Genomic DNA, 17,009 nt, shown 5'->3' on the forward strand with positions numbered 1-17,009 from the left:
ATGCTGATTCCCGTGATTCTCTCCGGCGGTGCCGGGACAAGGTTGTGGCCGGTGTCGCGTGAAGGCCATCCCAAACCGTTCATGGCATTGCCCGACGGCCAGTCGCTGCTGGGCAAGACCTATCGGCGCGCCGCGGACCTGCTCGACGGCTGGGGCGATATCGTCACGGTGACCAACCGCGAATACTACTTCCAGAGCAAGGATCACTTTCGGGACGCGCACCTTGGCCGCCATCGCGGACACTTCCTGCTTGAGCCGACGGGACGTAACACGGCGCCGGCCATTGCCGCCGCCGCCCTCTCCCTCCAGGCCCTGCATGGTGACGACGCGATCATGCTGGTCATGCCCGCAGACCACCTGATCGTCAATGTCGACGCACTGAAGGACGCGGTCGAGCATGCCGTGATATTGGCCAGGCGCGGTCACCTGGTGACCTTCGGTGTCGTGCCGACCGCTCCGGAAACCGGCTTCGGCTACATTGAAGCCGGCACATCGCTGGACGATAAAGGCGCTGCCCGCGTGCGGCGCTTCGTCGAAAAACCCGACCTGCAAACCGCGACTCATTACGTGGAAAGCGGCAACTTCCTGTGGAACTCCGGGATGTTCTGCTTCTCGGTCGCCACCCTGCTGGCCGAACTGCAAACCCATGCGCCGGATTTGCTGGAGCAGACGCAAACCTGCATGGCCGCCAGCGCCCCCGTTGAAAACGCCGGGAGCGTGCAACAGGAACTGTCACCGGTCCTGTTTGGCGAAATCATGGACATTTCCATCGACTACGCATTGATGGAGCGCTCCGATAAAGTGGTCGTGGTGCCGGCCCGTTTCGACTGGAGCGATATCGGCTCCTGGGGGGCGGTGGCCGCGCTGGTTCCAGCGGATGCACAGAACAACCGCACCGTCGGCGAATCGATTTTCATCGACAGCCACAATAACTTCGTCCAGAGCGATAACCGCCTGGTCGCGACCGTGGGTGTGGATAACCTGATCATCGTCGACACCGCCGACGCGGTGTTGGTGGCCCACGCCGACCGTGCCCAGGATGTGCGCCGGGTGGCCAGGCAACTCAAGGATAAAGAGCACGAAGCCTATCGCCTGCACCGTACGGTCAGCCGGCCATGGGGCACCTACACCGTGCTTGAGGAAGGTCCGCGCTTCAAGATCAAGCGCATCGTGGTCAAGCCCGGCGCCAAGTTGTCGTTGCAGATGCACCACCATCGCAATGAACACTGGGTGGTGGTCGAAGGTATGGCCAAGGTCACCAACAATGGCACCGGCACGCACCTGGTAGCCAAGAACGAATCGACCTTCATTGCCGCCGGTCACAAGCATCGCCTGGAAAATCCCGGCGTGATCGACCTTGTGATCATCGAAGTGCAAAGCGGCGAATACCTGGGAGAGGACGACATCGTCCGCTTCGAAGATCAATACGGCAGGACGGTTTGAATGCTGCGTAATCTTTACCAATCGCTGTGGAGTTACCGGGGTTTCATCCTCGGCAGCGTCAAACGGGAGTTTCAGGCGCGTTATCGCAACTCGCTGTTCGGTGCCTTGTGGACCGTGCTCAATCCGCTGTCGATGATCCTGGTCTACACGGTGATCTTCTCCACCATCATGCGCGCCCGCTTGCCGGGCGTGGATGACGGGTTGGCCTATAGCGTCTACCTGTGCGCCGGCCTGCTGACCTGGGGCCTGTTCGCCGAGATCACGACACGCAGCCAGAGCATGTTCCTGGAAAACGCCAACCTGCTGAAGAAAATCAGCTTCCCGCGCATCTGCCTGCCGGTCATCGTGCTGCTCAATGCCGGGATCAATTTCGCGATCATCCTGGGGTTGTTCCTCGGGTTCCTGCTGATCAGCGGACGGCTGCCCGGCATGGCGCTGCTGGCGCTGGTACCGTTGCTGGTGCTGCAAGTGATCTTCGCTGCGGGGCTGGGGATGATTCTGGGCGTGCTCAACGTGTTCTTTCGCGACGTCGGGCAGCTTTTCGGCATCTGCCTGCAATTCTGGTTTTGGCTGACGCCCATCGTTTATCCGTTGTCGATCCTGCCGCCGGGCATTCAGCGCTTTATCGAGCTGAACCCGATGACGGCACTGATGAACAGCTACCAGAACCTGTTTCTCTACAACCAATGGCCAGACTGGAGCTCGCTGGTCCCGATGCTGGTGATCGGCCTGTTGTTCTGTGGGATGGCGCTGCGGCTGTTCCGTCAGCGTGTCGGTGAAATGGTGGACGAGCTCTGATGGGACATATACGTGTCAGTGGCCTGGGCAAGGCCTATAAGCAGTACCCGAATCGCTGGAGCCGGCTGTTCGAATGGCTGGTGCCGTTTTCCCGCACCCGACATCATCTGCACTGGGTGCTGCAAGGGGTCGATTTCGAGATTCAGCCGGGTGAAGCCGTGGGCATCGTCGGGGTCAACGGTGCCGGCAAAAGCACGCTGCTGAAGATGATCACCGGCACTACCCAGCCCACCTGCGGCGACATCCAGCTGCAAGGTCGCGTAGCGGCGCTGCTGGAGCTGGGCATGGGCTTCCACCCGGACTTCACCGGTCGGCAGAACACCTTCATGGCCGGCCAGTTGCTTGGCATGCAGGTCGAAGAAATCGAATCGCTGATGCCAGAGATCGAGAGCTTCGCCGAAATCGGCGATGCCATCGACCATCCGGTGCGAACCTATTCCAGCGGCATGCAGATGCGCCTGGCGTTCAGCGTGGCCACCGCGCGGCGGCCGGACATCCTGATCGTCGATGAAGCGCTGTCCGTGGGTGACGCCTACTTCCAGCACAAAAGCTTTGATCGCATCCGCAACTTCCGCAAGGCAGGTACCACGCTGCTGATCGTGTCCCATGACCGTTCGGCGATCCAGTCGATCTGCGACACCGCCATCCTCCTGGAGAACGGGCGCATGGCCATGCGCGGCAAGCCTGAAGAAGTGATGGACTACTACAACGCCATGCTCGCCCAGCGCGAGGGCCAGACGGTGCGTCAGGAAATGCTCGCCAACGGGCAGGTGCAAACCATCTCCGGGACAGGCGAAGCGGGCATTCTCAGCGTCCGCCTGCTTGACCCCAAGGGGCGCTCGGTGGAGGTGGCTGAAGTCGGCCAGGCGATGGTCCTGGAAGTGCAGGTCGAGGTGCGCCAGGACATCGAGCGACTGATTCTCGGCTTCATGATCAAGGATCGCCTTGGCCAACCCATGTACGGTATCAATACCCACCGGGTCGACAAGGCCCTCACTGACCTGAGTGCCGGCGAACGCATCACCTACCGTTTTGCCTTCGACATGCGCCTGGGCAAGGGCAATTATTCGGTGGCCTTGAGCCTGTCGCGACTGGATTCGCACCTGGATCGCAATTTCGAATGGCGTGACTACGGGCTGGTCTTCCACGTGATCAACAATCGCCAGGAAGACTTCGTGGGTTGCTCCTGGCTCGAAGCGCAGACCAGCGTGACGCGCTCCAGCGAAAACCGGGTGGAATCCGTTGGAGTGACGCGATGACCAGACTGTTGGTGGAATGTACCTATGTCTTCGAACACCCGGATGCCAACTCGGGCATCCAGCGGGTCGTTCGTAATGTCATTCAGCAATTGCCGGCCGCGAACGCCCGGCGCGAATGCGTTCCGGTGGTGATGATCAATGGCGCGTTGTTCGAGGTGAAAAGCCTGGCACCCTTGCCGACCGTCAAAGTGGATCTGGTGAGCCTGCGGGTGAAGCTCGAACAGTTCGCCAATCAGTTCTGGCTACGCCACCGCGCGCTGGAACGTCGCCGTCCTTTCAGCCAATCGAAGTTCGCCCGCCGGGTGCTTTACGTCGGCTGTCGTCTGACCGCGTTCGCCTGCCTGAGCCTGCCGATGCGCCTGCTTGATCGGGCACTCAAGGGCCAGAAGGTTCCCGAGCGTTGCGTGCCATTGCAGCATCGCGCCGGCGACCAATTGGTGCTGCTGGACTCGTCCTGGCACGCCAACTTCTTCCCCCTGGCCGAACAACTCAAGCGTGACGGTGTCGGCATCGTTTCGGTGATCTACGACCTGATTCCCCTGACCCACCCGCAGTTTTGCGACGCAGGATTGGTGAAGGTCTTCAACGAATGGTTCGACTGGATCGCCCGCACCGCTGATGGCTACGTGGCGATCTCGACCACCATCCGCGACCAGGTCCGCCAGGAGATGACCCGCCGGATCGGCACCGCGCAGGTTCAGCAACGCTGGTTCGACTATTTTCATCTCGGCTCCGAACTCGACCTGACCGATGCCCGGTCTACCGTCGACCCGGGGCTGCTACAGATGTTCAAGACGCCGGACCCTGTGTTCCTGATGGTCAGCACCATCGAGCCGCGCAAGAACCATGCGTATCTGCTGGACGCGTTCGAGCGCGCCTGGGCGGCCGGCTCCAAAGCCCGGTTATGCATCGTCGGCAAGATCGGCTGGAAATGCGAGTCGCTGATCGAGCGTATACGCCAGCATCCGCAATTGAACCTGCGTTTGTTCATGTTCAACAACCTTTCGGACAAGAGCCTGGAACACGCCTATTCCCACGCGACATCGCTGGTGTTCCCGTCCTACGTCGAAGGGTTCGGTTTGCCGCTGGTGGAAGCCATGCAGCGAGGCCTGCCGGCCATGGCCAGCGACATCCCGGTGTTCCGCGAAATCGGTGGCGAGTACATGGCGTATTTCGACCTCTCCGACCCGCAGAACCTGGCCGATCTGGTCAGCGACATGGAAAGCGGCGGCGCATTTCCCGCGCCCCTCAACCTGGATAACTGGCGTTGGCTGAGCTGGCGCGAGGCGAGTGCGCAACTGGTCGAACGCATCCAGCGCAATCTGCACAGCGATGCGAAGGTGCCTGAGAGTCAGCATGCGAATTGCCCTTAACGCCCGCATCCTTCAGGCCCCGCGCACGGGCATCGGCCACTATGTCGCCGAACTGGCGACAGCCCTGGCCCGCGAATCGGACGTCGAGTTGTCGTTGTTCCACGGCTGGGGCTGGAGTTCGACTTTGCCTGAGGCGGCGATGCCCGGTTACTCGCGTCTGACACCGTTACTGCGACAGATTCCGGGAGCCTATCAGGCGCGGCGCTGGCTGGAGCAGAAGCGTTTTGACCAGCGCCCCGCCCAGGCCATCGATCTGTATCACGAGCCAAGCCTGTGGCCGCTGTCGTTCAACGGCCCGACCATCATCACACTGCATGACCTCACGCACCTGCACTATCCCGACACCCAACCACCGGCACGCCTGCGCGAAATCGAGCGGCGACTGGCCGACGGCGTACAGCGGGCGCGGCTGATTCTGACGGACTCGCAGTACATCGCCGAGCAAGCGCAGGCCTGGTTCGCACTGCCGGCCGAGCGCTTCGTGGTGGCACCGCTAGGTGTGGCCGCGCGCTTCCACCCCCGTGAACCCGAGGCCATCGATCAGGTCCTCAAAGCCCATGGCGTCGAGGCGCGGGAGTATTTCCTTTGCGTCGGTACCCTGGAGCCACGCAAGAATCTGACCCTGGCCTTGCGCGCCCATGCCCGGCTGCCGGAAACCGTGCGCCAGCGTTTTCCGTTGCTGATCGCCGGCATGGCCGGCTGGCAGCGTCAGCAGTTCAACGACGAATTACGTTCGGCCCTCGCGTCAGGTCATGTGTGCCTTCTGGGTTACTTGTCGGACGACGATCTGGCGCAGCTACTGGCCGGAGCCCGGGTGCTGGTCTTCCCTTCGTTGTACGAGGGGTTCGGTCTGCCGGTGCTGGAAGCCATGGCCAGTGGCACTCCGGTAATTCTGACGGGTGAGTCGGCGATGCCGGAGGTCGCTGGCGATGCCGGCAACTACATCGAGGCGCACGACCCAGACTCCTTGCGCGATGCCTTGCTGCGGTTGATCGACGACCCGGCGCATTGGCAGGTCTGTCGTGAGGCAGGCTTGCAGCGAGCGAAGCTTTTTTCCTGGGAGCGTTGCGCGACGGTGACCGCCCGCGCCTACCGCCAGGCAATGGAGAACTGATATGCGCGTCCTGCACTTTTATAAAACCTACTTGCCCGACTCCATGGGTGGCATCGAACAAGTCATTTTCCAGATGAGCGAAAGTGGCGCGCGCCATGGTGTCGACAGCACTGTGCTGACCCTGAGCAATAATCCGGCACCGGGCGTATTGCAGATCCGCGAGCACCAGGTGCATCAGGCCAGGATGGATTTTCAACTCGCCTCCACCGGTTTTTCCTACAGCGTGTTCAAGCAGTTTCGAGAGCTCGCGGCTGAAGCCGACGTGGTCAACTACCACTTCCCCTGGCCCTTCATGGACCTGGTGCATTTTGTCAGCGGCATCAAAAAGCCCAGCGTAGTGAGTTACCACTCCGACATCATTCGCCAACGCCATCTACTCAAACTGTACCGTCCGTTGATGCGTCGGTTCCTGGACTGCGCGGATCGAATCGCCGTGGCGTCCCCCAACTACTTTCACACCAGCGATGTGCTCAAGGACTACCACGATAAGACCCGTGTCATCACCTATGGCCTGGACAAGTCGGGTTATCCGACACAAGACGCGGCGCGGACCGAGCGCTGGCGCCAGAAGCTGGGGGACAAGTTCTTCCTGTTCGTCGGTGTGATGCGCTACTACAAAGGGCTGCACATCCTGCTTGAAGCGATGCAGGGGCTGAACTATCCCGTGGTGATCGTGGGCGCCGGCCCGCTGGAAGCGGAGCTACATGCCCAAGCCAGGGCGCTGGGCCTGCGGAACCTGCACTTTCTCGGGTTCCTGGGCGACGAAGACAAGGTTGCCTTGCTCGAGTTGAGTTATGCGGTGGTGTTCCCGTCGCACCTGCGCTCCGAAGCCTTTGGCATTTCGCTGCTGGAAGGCGCGATGTATGGCAAACCGATGATCTCCAGTGAAATTGGCACTGGCACCAGTTACATCAACATCCATAACGAAACCGGGCTGGTGGTGCCACCGAGCAATCCATCGGCGTTTCGCGAGGCGATGCGCACGCTTTGGGAAAACCCGGTGCTGGCGGCGCAAATGGGCGAGAAGGCGCAGGCCCGTTATCAAAATCTGTTTACCGCGGACGAAATGGGTCGCAAATGGGCAGCGCTGTATGAGGAACTGCTGGAAGAAAAAGCCCTCGCCTACGCGTGAGTTTTTTTGCAGATACGAGTTGTCTCTGCTGCTGCGCTCTAACAGTGTTACGATCCTGCGACTGTAGATTTTCCATAGCTTGCGCAGGATGTGTGCAAGCCGTCGACTCTCCCTATTGGCCCCCCCGACTTTCTGCTGACCGCCTATGCAACGCCTGCTCAACGACCGCCTGGACTGGAACCTGCTGCGCACCTTTCGGGTGATTGGCCAGGAGCAGAGCATCAGCCGCGCTGCCGCCCGCCTACACCTGACGCAACCGGCAGTGAGTCAGGCGCTCAAGCGCCTGGAGGAACAACTGGGCCGCCAATTGATTGCCCGTCGCGGGCCACGTTTTGCCCTGACTGAAGTCGGCGAGCAGATCTTCGCCCTGGCCGGGGAAATCTACGGGCAAATGTCCCAGGTCAGTAGCGTGCTGGAACAACCGGCCGACGAAGTGATCGGCAAAGTGCGGTTGCTGATCATCAGCCGGATCTTCTCCGAGCGCTTTGATGACTTTCTCGCCGACTTCCATCGTCAATACCCACGAGTGGATCTGGAAGTCGACGTGATGCGCAGTTCCGACATCGTCAGCGCCCTCCAGGAAAAAACCGCGACCCTCGGCCTGAGCCTCAATCGGCGCCCGCAGCCACGCCTGGAGCAGCGCTTGTTCCTGCGTCAACGCTATGCTTTTTTCTGCGGTAAGCACCATGGGATGTTCGGCCAGCAGGACGTCGCCGAAGGGGACTTGCAACGGGAGAACTTCGTCAGTTTCACCAGCGACCAGATCGGCGGCATGCTCTCGCCGCTGACTATTTTCCGCGATCAACAGGGTTTCAGTGGTCGCATCGTCGCGTCCTCACCGAGCCTGGAAGAAGTCCGGCGACTGGTGATCGCCGGCTTCGGTATCGGCTGTCTGCCCGAACACGTGGTGGCGGCCGACGTCGACGCCGGATTGCTCTGGCGCCTGCCGCCCCACGAGGGGATTGCCGATGTGGACATTCATTTGCTGTGGAACCGCGAACAGCGCATGAGCCGTGCCGAGACGATCTTTCTCGAAAGCCTGCAACAACGGCTGACGGACTAAACGCGCAAGACTTGCGTCACCGGTTCACCGGCCTGCAAGCGTTCGAGCACGCGCGGCTCGCTGCGATCCGAAGCCAACGCCTGATCGATGACTGCCGCCGCCGATGCCGTGTCGAGAAACAACACGCCGTTGTCGTCCGCCAGCACCCAATCCCCCGGTTGCACCGTCACGCCGGCGCAGTGGATGGGCTGATTGAGGACGCTGTCGCCACGACCGTGCAGCTTGGTGGTCAACAGGCTGGTGCCTCGGGCGAACACCGGCAACCCGGCTTCACGCAGTTCCAGCAGATCGGTCACTGCGCCGTCCACCACAATACCCACAGCCCCGGCACAGCGTGCCGCGCAACTGGTCACCGCACCGACCGGCGCGTGCCGATGATCGCCACCGGTGTCGATCACCAGCACGTCGCCCGGCCTGATTTGCGCCAGGGCACGGTTGACGGCAATGGCATCGGCGCCCACCAGTTTCAGGGTCAATGCACGGCCAACGACTTTCACATTGGGCACCATGGCCCGCAGTTGCGGATCGGCAAAACCCTCTTCGAGAAAGTGCCCGAGGGTCGGAAAGCTCACGGCCTTGAGCTGTTCGATCAGTTGCGACTCATCCATGCTGCGGCTCCCCGGCAATCAGTTCGGCAACACAGTCGATCTCCAGCGATACGCCCCACAATGCCACGCACACCGTAGTGCGCGCCGGTGGCGCATGACCCAGGAACTCGCGGTACACGGCGTTGAACGGCTCCAGTTGCGCGGGGTCGGTCAGGTAGGCATTGACCTTGATCACATGGCTGAAACCGGAGCCCGCCTCGATCAGGATCGCTTCGAGGTTGCGCAAGGTTTGCCGTACCTGCTCGGGGAAATCTGCAGGCTGTTCGTCGAGGCTGCCGTGGGCCGGAATCTGCCCGGCGGTGAACACCAGGTGACCGCTGACCACGGCCTGGGAGTATGGCCCGACCGGGCCGATGTAGCCCGGGGCCGATTGAATTCTGCGCATGTTGTAGAACTCCAGATGTCAGGCCGTAGCCGATTTTAAGGGTTTACCGGGGGCCGGACCGTCTGTGGGGACGACGCTGGGGATCTCGCTGATGTCCTTCTTGAAGGTCTCGGTCAACAGCAACAGGGCCACCAGGGAAATCAATGCCGCACCGATCATGTACCAGGCCACCGACGAACCTTTGCCCGTCGCGGCCAGCAATGCCGTGGTGACGATGGGCGTCGCCGCGCTGCCGAGCAGGCCGGACAGCATGTAGCTGATGGACAAACCTGAGTAACGCACCCGGGTGCCGAACAGCTCGGCGAGGAAGGTCGCGATCGGCCCGTAGTTGGCGGCGAACGCGGTCATCAACAACAGATAACCGAACACCACCATCGACAGCTCCTTGGTGTCCATCAGCCAGAACATCGGGAACGCCACCAGCGCTTCGGCGATGATGCCGCCGACAATGATCGGTTTGCGCCCGAAGCGGTCCGAAAGCGCACCGAACACCGGCAACATGACAATGCACCAGGCACAGGACAGCAGCACCACACCGAGCATCACGCTGCGGCTGAATCCGAGGTTCTGCGTGCCATAGGTCAAGCCGAACGCCACGATAATGTTGAACGAAGCGCCCGTGGACATGGTGGCAATCCCCCCCAGCAGCACTTGCTTCCAGTATTTGCGGAATACTTCCGCCAACGGCATTTTCACTTGCACTTCGGCTTCCTTGACCTTGTTGAAAGCCGGGGTTTCCGAGATGTTCAGGCGGATATACAAACCGACGGCGATCAGCAACACGCTGGCCAGGAACGGAATACGCCACCCCCAGGCCAACAGATCCTCCGGAGACAGCCACGCCGCGATCAACAGGAATGCCAGGTTGGCAATCATGGTCCCGGCCGGTACACCGATCTGCACCCAGGAGCCGTACAAGCCGCGCTTGTTGGCCGGCGCATGCTCCACCGCCATCAGCACCGCCCCGCCCCATTCGCCCCCCAATGCCAGGCCTTGCACGACCCGCAGCAGCAACAACAGGATCGGCGCCCAGATACCGATGGTTGCAAAGTCAGGCAACAAGCCGATGGCGAAGGTGGCCGCGCCCATGGTCAGCAGCGAGATCAACAGCATCGACTTGCGCCCAAGGCGATCACCGAAATGCCCGAACAATGCTGCGCCGACAATCCGTGCCAGATACGCCGAAGCGAAGGTGCCGAACGCCAGTAGCGTTCCGATCAGCGGCACGAAATCCGGGAAGAACACTTTGTTGAACACCAGCGCTGAAGCTGTGGCAAACACGAACAAGTCGTACCACTCCACGGTGGTGCCGATCACACTGGCCACCGCGACTTTTTTCATGCTGATTGCAACTTCCGGTGGTGCGCCGGACTTTTCTGCGGACGAAAGATCGCTCATCACTGTCTCCAGGAATTCATCAAGAACTCGTTATTTAATTGTTTTGACTGGCAGTAAAACGGTTGAGGCGAAGGTTGTTGTTATGGCTTACGGGAAGCTCGCTCCTACAGGGGGTGTGTTAGTTCAATATCCCAATACTCGGTCGGCACAGTTGAGTAACGGCTCGCCAGCATTCAGGCGACGAAAGTTCTCTGCCACTTGCTCGGCAATACAGTCATGGGAAGCCGCCGAAGCCATGTGCGGGGTGATGGTGACACCGGGCATTGTCCAGAGCCGGTGATCGACCGGCAGCGGTTCCTGCTCGAACACATCCAGCAAGGCGCCGCGCAAATGCCCGCTCGCCAGGGCCTGTTCGAGATCGTCTATGTTCAAATGACCGCCCCGGCCACAGTTGATCAGTGCCGCGCCGCTGGCGAGCTGTTCGAAAGTGGCTCGCCCGAGAATCCCGCGGGTTTCGCTGGTGAGTGGCAACAGGTTGATCAGCAACTCGACGCCGTCGAGAAAAGGATGCAACGCATCCCCCCCGGCGAACGTGCGCACACCGGGCAAATCCTTGCTGCGCCGCGCCCAGCCGCGCACGTCGTAACCGGCTGCGACCAGATCCAGAGCAATCGCGCTGCCCAGCGATCCGAGCCCCATCACACCGATCTTGAACTGCCCCGCCGCCCGTTGCAGCGGCCGCTCCCAGCGTTGCTCCCACTGGTGCGACAACACCTGATCGAAACCGCGGTGATAGTGGATCACCGCCCAGCGCACGTACTCGGTCATCCCCTGACGATGGCCCGGGTCGACCACACGGCAAACCGGCAGGTCCGGGCACGACGGATCGTGATCGAGGTGATCGATACCGGCGGCCACCGAGTGAATCACCTGCAGGTTCGGCAATGCGCCGAGACTGCCCGGCAAGGGAAACCAGCACGCCGCCATCTGCGCATTGGCGGCCCGGGAATCGTCGGCCAGCACGGCGGTAAGCTGCGGCGCACTGCGGGCAAACGCCGCCTGCAATTGCTTGAGCAGCAAGGTGTCGCGGGACAGTAGAACCACTGTGTTGATGACGGCGCTCATGACAAATATGACTCGCGCTGGGATTCGATCAACGTCAGGGCGGCCTCCCAGGCCAGGTCGATGATGTTGTCCTGCTCATCACGGTCGAACTGCTCGGCGGTGTGCGCGCAGACTTCCGGCGACGGGTAATGCAGTGCCGAACCACCGGCCAGCGCCTGCACCTGAGCCTGACAGGCCCGTTCCAGGAAGTGGATTTCCTGGAATGCCTGGGCCACGCCCGATCCACCCACCAGCAAACCGTGGTTGCGCAGGATCATCGCCCGGTGCGGACCGAGATCGGCAATCAAGCGCTCGCGCTCATCCAGCGACAGCGCGATGCCCTCATAGGTGTGATAGGCCAGCTTGCCGTAGAACTTCAGCGCATGCTGACTGATCGGCAGTAGGCCCTGCTTCTGCGCCGCGACCGCCATGCCGGCAGCCGTGTGGGTATGGATCACACAGTTCAGGTCCGGTCGCGCCATGTGGATCGCCGAGTGAATCACGAAGCCGGCAGCGTTGACCCGATGGCCCGCGTACTCCGGGTCGACCACCCGCCCTTCCTGATCGATGCGCACCAGGTCCGAGGCGCGCATGCGGTCGAAGATCACCCCGTAGCGGTTGATCAGGAAGTGATGCTCAGGCCCCGGAATCCGCAGGGTGATATGGGTGTCGATCAGGTCGGTCATGCGAAAGTGCGCAACCAGCCGATACAGCGCAGCCAGTTCGCAACGGGCTTGCCATTCAACCGGGTCGATGTGTGCAGGTTTACTCACGAATACACCTCTTTAGCAGCGTGGGTGACGACCGGGTTGGCGCGCAGGCGGGCCAGGCCGCAAACACCGATCAGGGACAGGGTCGAGAGCAAGGTGAAGAACACCGCCAGCGGCAACCATTGTCCGGAAAACTTGCTGGCCAGCAGGGTGCCGATCAGCGGCGTGGTGCCGCCGGCCACGGCGCAAGCCAATTGGTACGCGATGGAAATGCCCGAGTAGCGCAGGTGTACCGGGAAGGCCTGGGTCATGTAGCCGGCGATCACCGCGTACAGCGCCGAGAGAATCACCACTGCCAGGGCAATACCGGCAGTCATGAACACAATGTTCTGCGTGCCTACCAGCAGGAACATCGGGTATGGCGTGACCATGCAAAGCAACGCGACCCATTTGAGAAAGCGACCTTCGCCGATACGTTCGGCGATCAGCGCCGAGAGCGGTTGTGAGAGCAACTGGATGACGGTCACCAGAAACAGGCAATCGAGAATCGTCGATCGGGCAATGCCCTGATATTGGGTGACATAGGTGATCATGAAGGTGTTGGTGAAGAAGAACCCGGCCGAGCCGATGGTCACGGCAGCGGCGGCGAACAGGATCTGCCGCCAGCAGGTACGGATCACGTCCATCACCGGGTATCTGGCGGTCTCGTTGTTGTCCTTGGCCTTGGCGAATTCCGGCGACTCGTGAACGCCGGAACGGATCAACAGCCCGACCATCATCAAGACGCCGCTGGCGAGGAACGGCAAGCGCCAACCCCAGGCGAGGAAATCCTCTGGCTCAAGGGACGTCACCAGACGGAAAGCGATCAGTGCCAGCAACAAACCGGCGGGACTGCCGAGCTGGGCGAACGATGCGTAGAACGTCTTGCGCTTGGCCGGCGCGTGTTCGCTCGCCATCAACACCGCCCCACCCCACTCACCACCGACCGAAATGCCCTGAATGACACGCAGCACGATCAGACCAATGGGTGCCCAGATGCCGGCACTGGCGTAGCTCGGCAACAGGCCAATACCCGCCGTGGCGACGCCCATCAAGGTCATGGTCACCAACAGCATTTTCTTGCGCCCCAGACGATCGCCCAGATGACCGAATACCATCCCGGCCATGGGACGGGCAATGAAGCCGACAGCGAAACTGCCGAACGCCGCCAGGGTACTCATGACCGGGTCGCTGCTGGGGAAGAACACTTGCCCAAGGACCAGCGCCGCCGCGGTGGCGTAGATGTAAAAGTCGTAGAACTCGATGGTCGTGCCAATGAAGGCAGCGGCCGCGGCTCGGCGCGGTTGGGGAGTAGTGTGCATGCAAGGACCCTGTGTACTTATAGTTTTTGGGCAGGTGTTAAGGCTGATGACGGTTGCGCTCTGTGGCACTTGTGGGCTTTATCGCTTCCATGCCAGGATTAGTCAATTTTCAATTCCTTATCTTTACTATTAGCCATGCTACTGCATGAGGTTTTATGCCTTCCAATTCCAACCCGTGGGTCGGCCGCCGCTTTCTCAATGACCGCCTCGACTGGAACCTGCTGCGCACCTATCTGGTCATCGGCCAGGAAGGCAGCATGAGCCGCGCCGCCGCGCGACTGCACATCACCCAGTCGGCCGTCAGCCAGGCGCTGAAACGACTGGAAGAACAACTGGAATGCGTGTTGATTGCCCGCAGCGGACGACGCTTTGATCTGACGGAAACCGGGGAAGAAGTCCTGCGCATAGCGGCGGATATCTACGGAGATATTTCACGCCTGGGGACGGTGGTGGAGAGTCGCCACGACGACGTGGTGGGCAAGATCCGCATCCTCACCGTCAGCGGTGTGCAGGCTCGGCATTACGATGACTTCCTCGCTGATTTCCATGAAACCCATCCGAAAATCGAGCTGGAAGTCGAGGTGATGGGCAGTTCGAACATCATCAGTTCGCTGCTGCAAAAAACTGCGACAGTCGGCGTTGGCCTGTGCCGCTTGCCACAGCCACGACTGGAACAACGGGTACTGTTTCGCGAGACCTATGCTTACTTTTGTGGCCAACGTCACCGGCTGTTCGGGCAACAGAATCTGACCCTGGAACAACTGGCGGCGGAAAACTTCGTCAGCTTCACCAGCGATCAACTCGGCGGCAATCTTTCACCCCTCACGCTGTTCCGCGACCAGCAAGGCTTCACCGGCAAGATCGTCGCCTCCTCCACCAGTTTCGAAGAAATTTACCGCTTGATCTGCGCGGGTTACGGCATAGGCGCCTTGCCCACCCATCTGGTGCGCAGGGATGTCGAGCAAGGCCTGCTCTGGCGCTTGCCGCCGGAAGACGGGGTGGTGGATTTCGATATCCAGCTGTTGTGGAATCGCGAACAGAAGATGAGCCAGGCCGAAACGGTGTTTCTCGAGAGCTTCCAGCACATGCTCAGCATCCGTGAGCCTGTGCTGTGAAGCCATGAAGGTTCAGACGTGAGGATCGCCCGGTGCCTTGCTCGGCGCTGCGTACTGCGGCTTGAGGTGCCCGTCCTGATCAAGTAGCCAGGCGTCCATGATCTCCCGCACGACCGGTCCGGCGACGCGACCACCGGCCTCGCCGTTTTCGATCATCACCGAAATCACGATTTTCGGGTGCTCGGCCGGGGCAAAACCGACGAACAAGGCGTTGTCGCGGTTACGCTCGCGGGTTTTCTCCCGGTTGTAACGCTCACCCTGCTTGATCGCCACCACTTGCGCGGTACCACTCTTGCCGGCGATACGGTACTGCGCACCCGCGGCTGCGGCCCGGGCAATCCCGCGGGCATCGTGCATCACCATCTGCATGCCATGGTTGACCTGCTCCCAGTCGCGAGGATCCTTGAGCAGAATGTTCGGCATCGGATGCTCATCAACCGGCGCGACACCGTCCACGGTTTTGGCCAGGTGCGGGCGATTCCACACGCCTTTGTTGGCAATCAGCGCCGTCGCCTGAGCCAACTGCAGTGGCGTGACCTGCATGTAGCCCTGGCCGATACCGAGAATCACCGTCTCGCCCGGATACCAGGCCTGACGACGGGTGGCGCGTTTCCAGGCTTGGGATGGCATCAGGCCGGGGGACTCTTCATTCATGTCCAGGGAGACTTTCTCACCCAGTCCGAACATGGCCATGTAGTCGTGCAGACGATCGATACCGAGCTTGTGTGCCAGGTCATAGAAGTAGGTGTCGTTGGAACGCATGATCGCCGTATCCATATCCACCCAGCCATCGCCGCTGTGGTTCCAGTTGCGGTATTTGTGATCAAAATCCGGCAGCTGGTAATAACCGGGGTCGAACACACGGGTCTGTGGCGTGACGACACCGGCATCGAGGCCAGCGATTGCCATTTCCGGCTTGATGGTCGAGCCCGGCGCATAGAGACCACGCAGCACACGGTTGAACAGCGGTCGGTCGATGGAGTCCCGTAGCGTGGAGTACTCCTTGGAACTGATACCGGTGACGAACAGATTCGGATCGAAACTTGGGTTGCTGACCATGGCCAACACTTCACCGGTCGAGGGATCCAGTGCGACCACCGAACCACGGCGATCGCCCAAGGCTTGCTCGGCGGCTTCCTGAAGCTTGACGTCGAGGCTCAGGACAATGTTTTCGCCTGGCACCGGGTCAGTGTGCTTGAGCACTCGCAGGACGCGGCCCTGGGCATTGGTTTCGACTTCCTCATAACCGACATGGCCGTGCAGTTGCTTCTCGTAGAATTTTTCAATCCCGGTCTTGCCGATGGATTGGGTGCCTCGATACTCCACGGTATCCAGAGCCTTTGACTCTTTCTCGTTGATGCGTCCGACGTAGCCGACCGAATGGGCGAAGTGCTCGCCCAATGGATAATGCCGAACGAACTGCGGCTCGACATCGAGGCCCGGCAAGCGAAACTCGTTGACGGCGAGTACGGCAATTTGCTCTTCGCTCAGTTCATAGAACAACGTCACAGGTACGAAGGGGTGACCTGCCTGCTTCATCGTCTTGTCGAACTGCGAGCGGTCTTCAGCGGGCAAATGCAGGAGATTGACTACCTCGTCCAGCTCTTCGTTTACATCGGTAGCACGTTCGCGGGTGATGGTCAGGTTGTAGCTGGGACGGTTATCCGCGAGAAGTACGCCGTTGCGGTCGTAGATCAACCCGCGAGTCGGTGTAATTGGCAGGACATGTACGCGATTGTTTTCGGAGATGGTCGAGTGATAGTCGAACTCGACTACCTGCAGGACATACAGGCGCACTACCAGCGCACAGGTGACAGCGGCGACGAACAAGCCGCAGGCCATCAGCCTTTTATTGACCAGGCGTGTCTCTTTCTCGTGGTCCTTGATGGGTATCGGTTCGGGCATTTCTACAGCAACTCTTTGAAAAGAATGCCGATCCGTGGGCGCAAACTCAGTCCATTAAAAATGAGCTGCACCTTAGCAAAAGCGCGAAGTCAGATTTATGTGATTTTTTTCACAATGACCTTGTAGGGGCTCGCTCGCGATGGACGCCAATGATGACGCGGGAAACCTGACGCCCCGCAGCGCTCTCGGTTTTTTCGCGAGCGGGCTCGCGCCTGCAGGGACGCCAAAAACAAAACCCCTACCTGCATACGCAGATAGGGGTTTCGGAATTTAATCTTGACGATGACCTACTCTCACATGG

The 17,009-nt window shown here is 60.6% G+C and carries 15 protein-coding genes; 8 read left to right on the forward strand and 7 right to left on the reverse strand.

Annotated features, from left to right (window positions below; translation table 11 throughout):
• The 7 genes from AC3WTM_RS23400 to AC3WTM_RS23430 all read left to right on the forward strand — a co-directional run bounded on the left by AC3WTM_RS23400 (position 1) and on the right by AC3WTM_RS23430 (position 8,182).
• On the forward strand, positions 1–1,443 hold the full coding sequence (locus AC3WTM_RS23400) for a mannose-1-phosphate guanylyltransferase/mannose-6-phosphate isomerase (protein WP_102671050.1): 1,443 nt from the start codon (positions 1–3) through the stop codon (positions 1,441–1,443).
• Entirely contained in the window at positions 1,444–2,241 is a 798-nt protein-coding gene (locus tag AC3WTM_RS23405; protein WP_102671049.1) for an ABC transporter permease, read from the forward strand.
• Positions 2,241–3,500, forward strand: a complete 1,260-nt coding sequence (locus AC3WTM_RS23410; RefSeq protein ID WP_102671048.1) for an ABC transporter ATP-binding protein — start codon at positions 2,241–2,243, stop codon at positions 3,498–3,500. Before AC3WTM_RS23405 ends, AC3WTM_RS23410 begins: the two co-directional genes overlap by 1 nt.
• Entirely contained in the window at positions 3,497–4,873 is a 1,377-nt protein-coding gene (locus AC3WTM_RS23415; RefSeq protein ID WP_102671047.1) for a glycosyltransferase family 4 protein, read from the forward strand. The genes AC3WTM_RS23410 and AC3WTM_RS23415 overlap by 4 nt, the downstream gene beginning before the upstream one ends.
• Positions 4,857–5,987, forward strand: a complete 1,131-nt coding sequence (locus AC3WTM_RS23420) for a glycosyltransferase family 4 protein (RefSeq protein ID WP_102671046.1) — start codon at positions 4,857–4,859, stop codon at positions 5,985–5,987. The genes AC3WTM_RS23415 and AC3WTM_RS23420 overlap by 17 nt, the downstream gene beginning before the upstream one ends.
• A gap of 1 nt (position 5,988) precedes the next feature.
• Positions 5,989–7,119: a glycosyltransferase family 4 protein gene (locus AC3WTM_RS23425; RefSeq protein ID WP_102671045.1), complete on the forward strand. Its 1,131-nt coding sequence runs from the start codon at positions 5,989–5,991 to the stop codon at positions 7,117–7,119.
• A 145-nt stretch (positions 7,120–7,264) separates the two neighbouring features.
• Positions 7,265–8,182 carry a LysR family transcriptional regulator gene (locus AC3WTM_RS23430; protein WP_046043224.1) on the forward strand — a complete coding sequence of 306 codons (918 nt, stop codon included), beginning with the start codon at positions 7,265–7,267 and terminating at the stop codon, positions 8,180–8,182.
• Here AC3WTM_RS23430 and AC3WTM_RS23435 read toward each other — a convergent pair.
• The 6 genes from AC3WTM_RS23435 to AC3WTM_RS23460 all read right to left on the reverse strand — a co-directional run bounded on the left by AC3WTM_RS23435 (position 8,179) and on the right by AC3WTM_RS23460 (position 13,688).
• The gene (locus AC3WTM_RS23435; RefSeq protein WP_102671044.1) at positions 8,179–8,790 is read right to left on the reverse strand and encodes an RraA family protein; all 612 of its coding nucleotides are present in this window, start codon (positions 8,788–8,790) and stop codon (positions 8,179–8,181) included. The genes AC3WTM_RS23430 and AC3WTM_RS23435 overlap by 4 nt on opposite strands.
• Complete coding sequence (locus AC3WTM_RS23440; RefSeq protein WP_090456976.1) at positions 8,783–9,175, reverse strand: RidA family protein; 393 nt, start codon at positions 9,173–9,175, stop codon at positions 8,783–8,785. Before AC3WTM_RS23440 ends, AC3WTM_RS23435 begins: the two co-directional genes overlap by 8 nt.
• Before the next feature lie 18 nt (positions 9,176–9,193).
• Positions 9,194–10,573 (reverse strand): MFS transporter, encoded by a 1,380-nt coding sequence (locus tag AC3WTM_RS23445; RefSeq protein WP_102671043.1) that lies wholly within the window; start codon positions 10,571–10,573, stop codon positions 9,194–9,196.
• A gap of 123 nt (positions 10,574–10,696) precedes the next feature.
• On the reverse strand, positions 10,697–11,638 hold the full coding sequence (locus AC3WTM_RS23450; RefSeq protein WP_173677940.1) for a 2-hydroxyacid dehydrogenase: 942 nt from the start codon (positions 11,636–11,638) through the stop codon (positions 10,697–10,699).
• The gene (locus AC3WTM_RS23455) at positions 11,635–12,390 is read right to left on the reverse strand and encodes a class II aldolase/adducin family protein (protein ID WP_007988289.1); all 756 of its coding nucleotides are present in this window, start codon (positions 12,388–12,390) and stop codon (positions 11,635–11,637) included. Before AC3WTM_RS23455 ends, AC3WTM_RS23450 begins: the two co-directional genes overlap by 4 nt.
• Positions 12,387–13,688, reverse strand: coding sequence for an MFS transporter (locus AC3WTM_RS23460; RefSeq protein WP_102671042.1), 1,302 nt, complete (start codon positions 13,686–13,688; stop codon positions 12,387–12,389). Before AC3WTM_RS23460 ends, AC3WTM_RS23455 begins: the two co-directional genes overlap by 4 nt.
• A gap of 155 nt (positions 13,689–13,843) precedes the next feature.
• Between AC3WTM_RS23460 and AC3WTM_RS23465 the strand changes: the two genes are divergently transcribed.
• On the forward strand, positions 13,844–14,803 hold the full coding sequence (locus AC3WTM_RS23465; RefSeq protein WP_057713890.1) for a LysR family transcriptional regulator: 960 nt from the start codon (positions 13,844–13,846) through the stop codon (positions 14,801–14,803).
• Between the two features lie 12 nt (positions 14,804–14,815).
• Here the strand turns inward: AC3WTM_RS23465 and mrdA are convergent, their stop codons facing one another.
• Entirely contained in the window at positions 14,816–16,708 is a 1,893-nt protein-coding gene (gene mrdA / locus AC3WTM_RS23470; protein WP_102671041.1) for a penicillin-binding protein 2, read from the reverse strand.
• Positions 16,709–17,009 lie beyond the last annotated feature (301 nt).

It is taken from the genome of Pseudomonas sp. EU05-FHT14B02, from assembly GCF_058791055.1.

Coding starts and splice junctions, on each gene's coding strand:
- AC3WTM_RS23400 (WP_102671050.1), top strand. CDS start 1: ATGCTGATTCCCGTGATTCTCTCCGGCGGTGCCGGGACAAGGTTGTGG.
- AC3WTM_RS23405 (WP_102671049.1), top strand. CDS start 1,444: ATGCTGCGTAATCTTTACCAATCGCTGTGGAGTTACCGGGGTTTCATC.
- AC3WTM_RS23410 (WP_102671048.1), top strand. CDS start 2,241: ATGGGACATATACGTGTCAGTGGCCTGGGCAAGGCCTATAAGCAGTAC.
- AC3WTM_RS23415 (WP_102671047.1), top strand. CDS start 3,497: ATGACCAGACTGTTGGTGGAATGTACCTATGTCTTCGAACACCCGGAT.
- AC3WTM_RS23420 (WP_102671046.1), top strand. CDS start 4,857: ATGCGAATTGCCCTTAACGCCCGCATCCTTCAGGCCCCGCGCACGGGC.
- AC3WTM_RS23425 (WP_102671045.1), top strand. CDS start 5,989: ATGCGCGTCCTGCACTTTTATAAAACCTACTTGCCCGACTCCATGGGT.
- AC3WTM_RS23430 (WP_046043224.1), top strand. CDS start 7,265: ATGCAACGCCTGCTCAACGACCGCCTGGACTGGAACCTGCTGCGCACC.
- AC3WTM_RS23435 (WP_102671044.1), bottom strand. CDS start 8,790: ATGGATGAGTCGCAACTGATCGAACAGCTCAAGGCCGTGAGCTTTCCG.
- AC3WTM_RS23440 (WP_090456976.1), bottom strand. CDS start 9,175: ATGCGCAGAATTCAATCGGCCCCGGGCTACATCGGCCCGGTCGGGCCA.
- AC3WTM_RS23445 (WP_102671043.1), bottom strand. CDS start 10,573: ATGAGCGATCTTTCGTCCGCAGAAAAGTCCGGCGCACCACCGGAAGTT.
- AC3WTM_RS23450 (WP_173677940.1), bottom strand. CDS start 11,638: ATGAGCGCCGTCATCAACACAGTGGTTCTACTGTCCCGCGACACCTTG.
- AC3WTM_RS23460 (WP_102671042.1), bottom strand. CDS start 13,688: ATGCACACTACTCCCCAACCGCGCCGAGCCGCGGCCGCTGCCTTCATT.
- AC3WTM_RS23465 (WP_057713890.1), top strand. CDS start 13,844: ATGCCTTCCAATTCCAACCCGTGGGTCGGCCGCCGCTTTCTCAATGAC.
- mrdA (WP_102671041.1), bottom strand. CDS start 16,708: ATGCCCGAACCGATACCCATCAAGGACCACGAGAAAGAGACACGCCTG.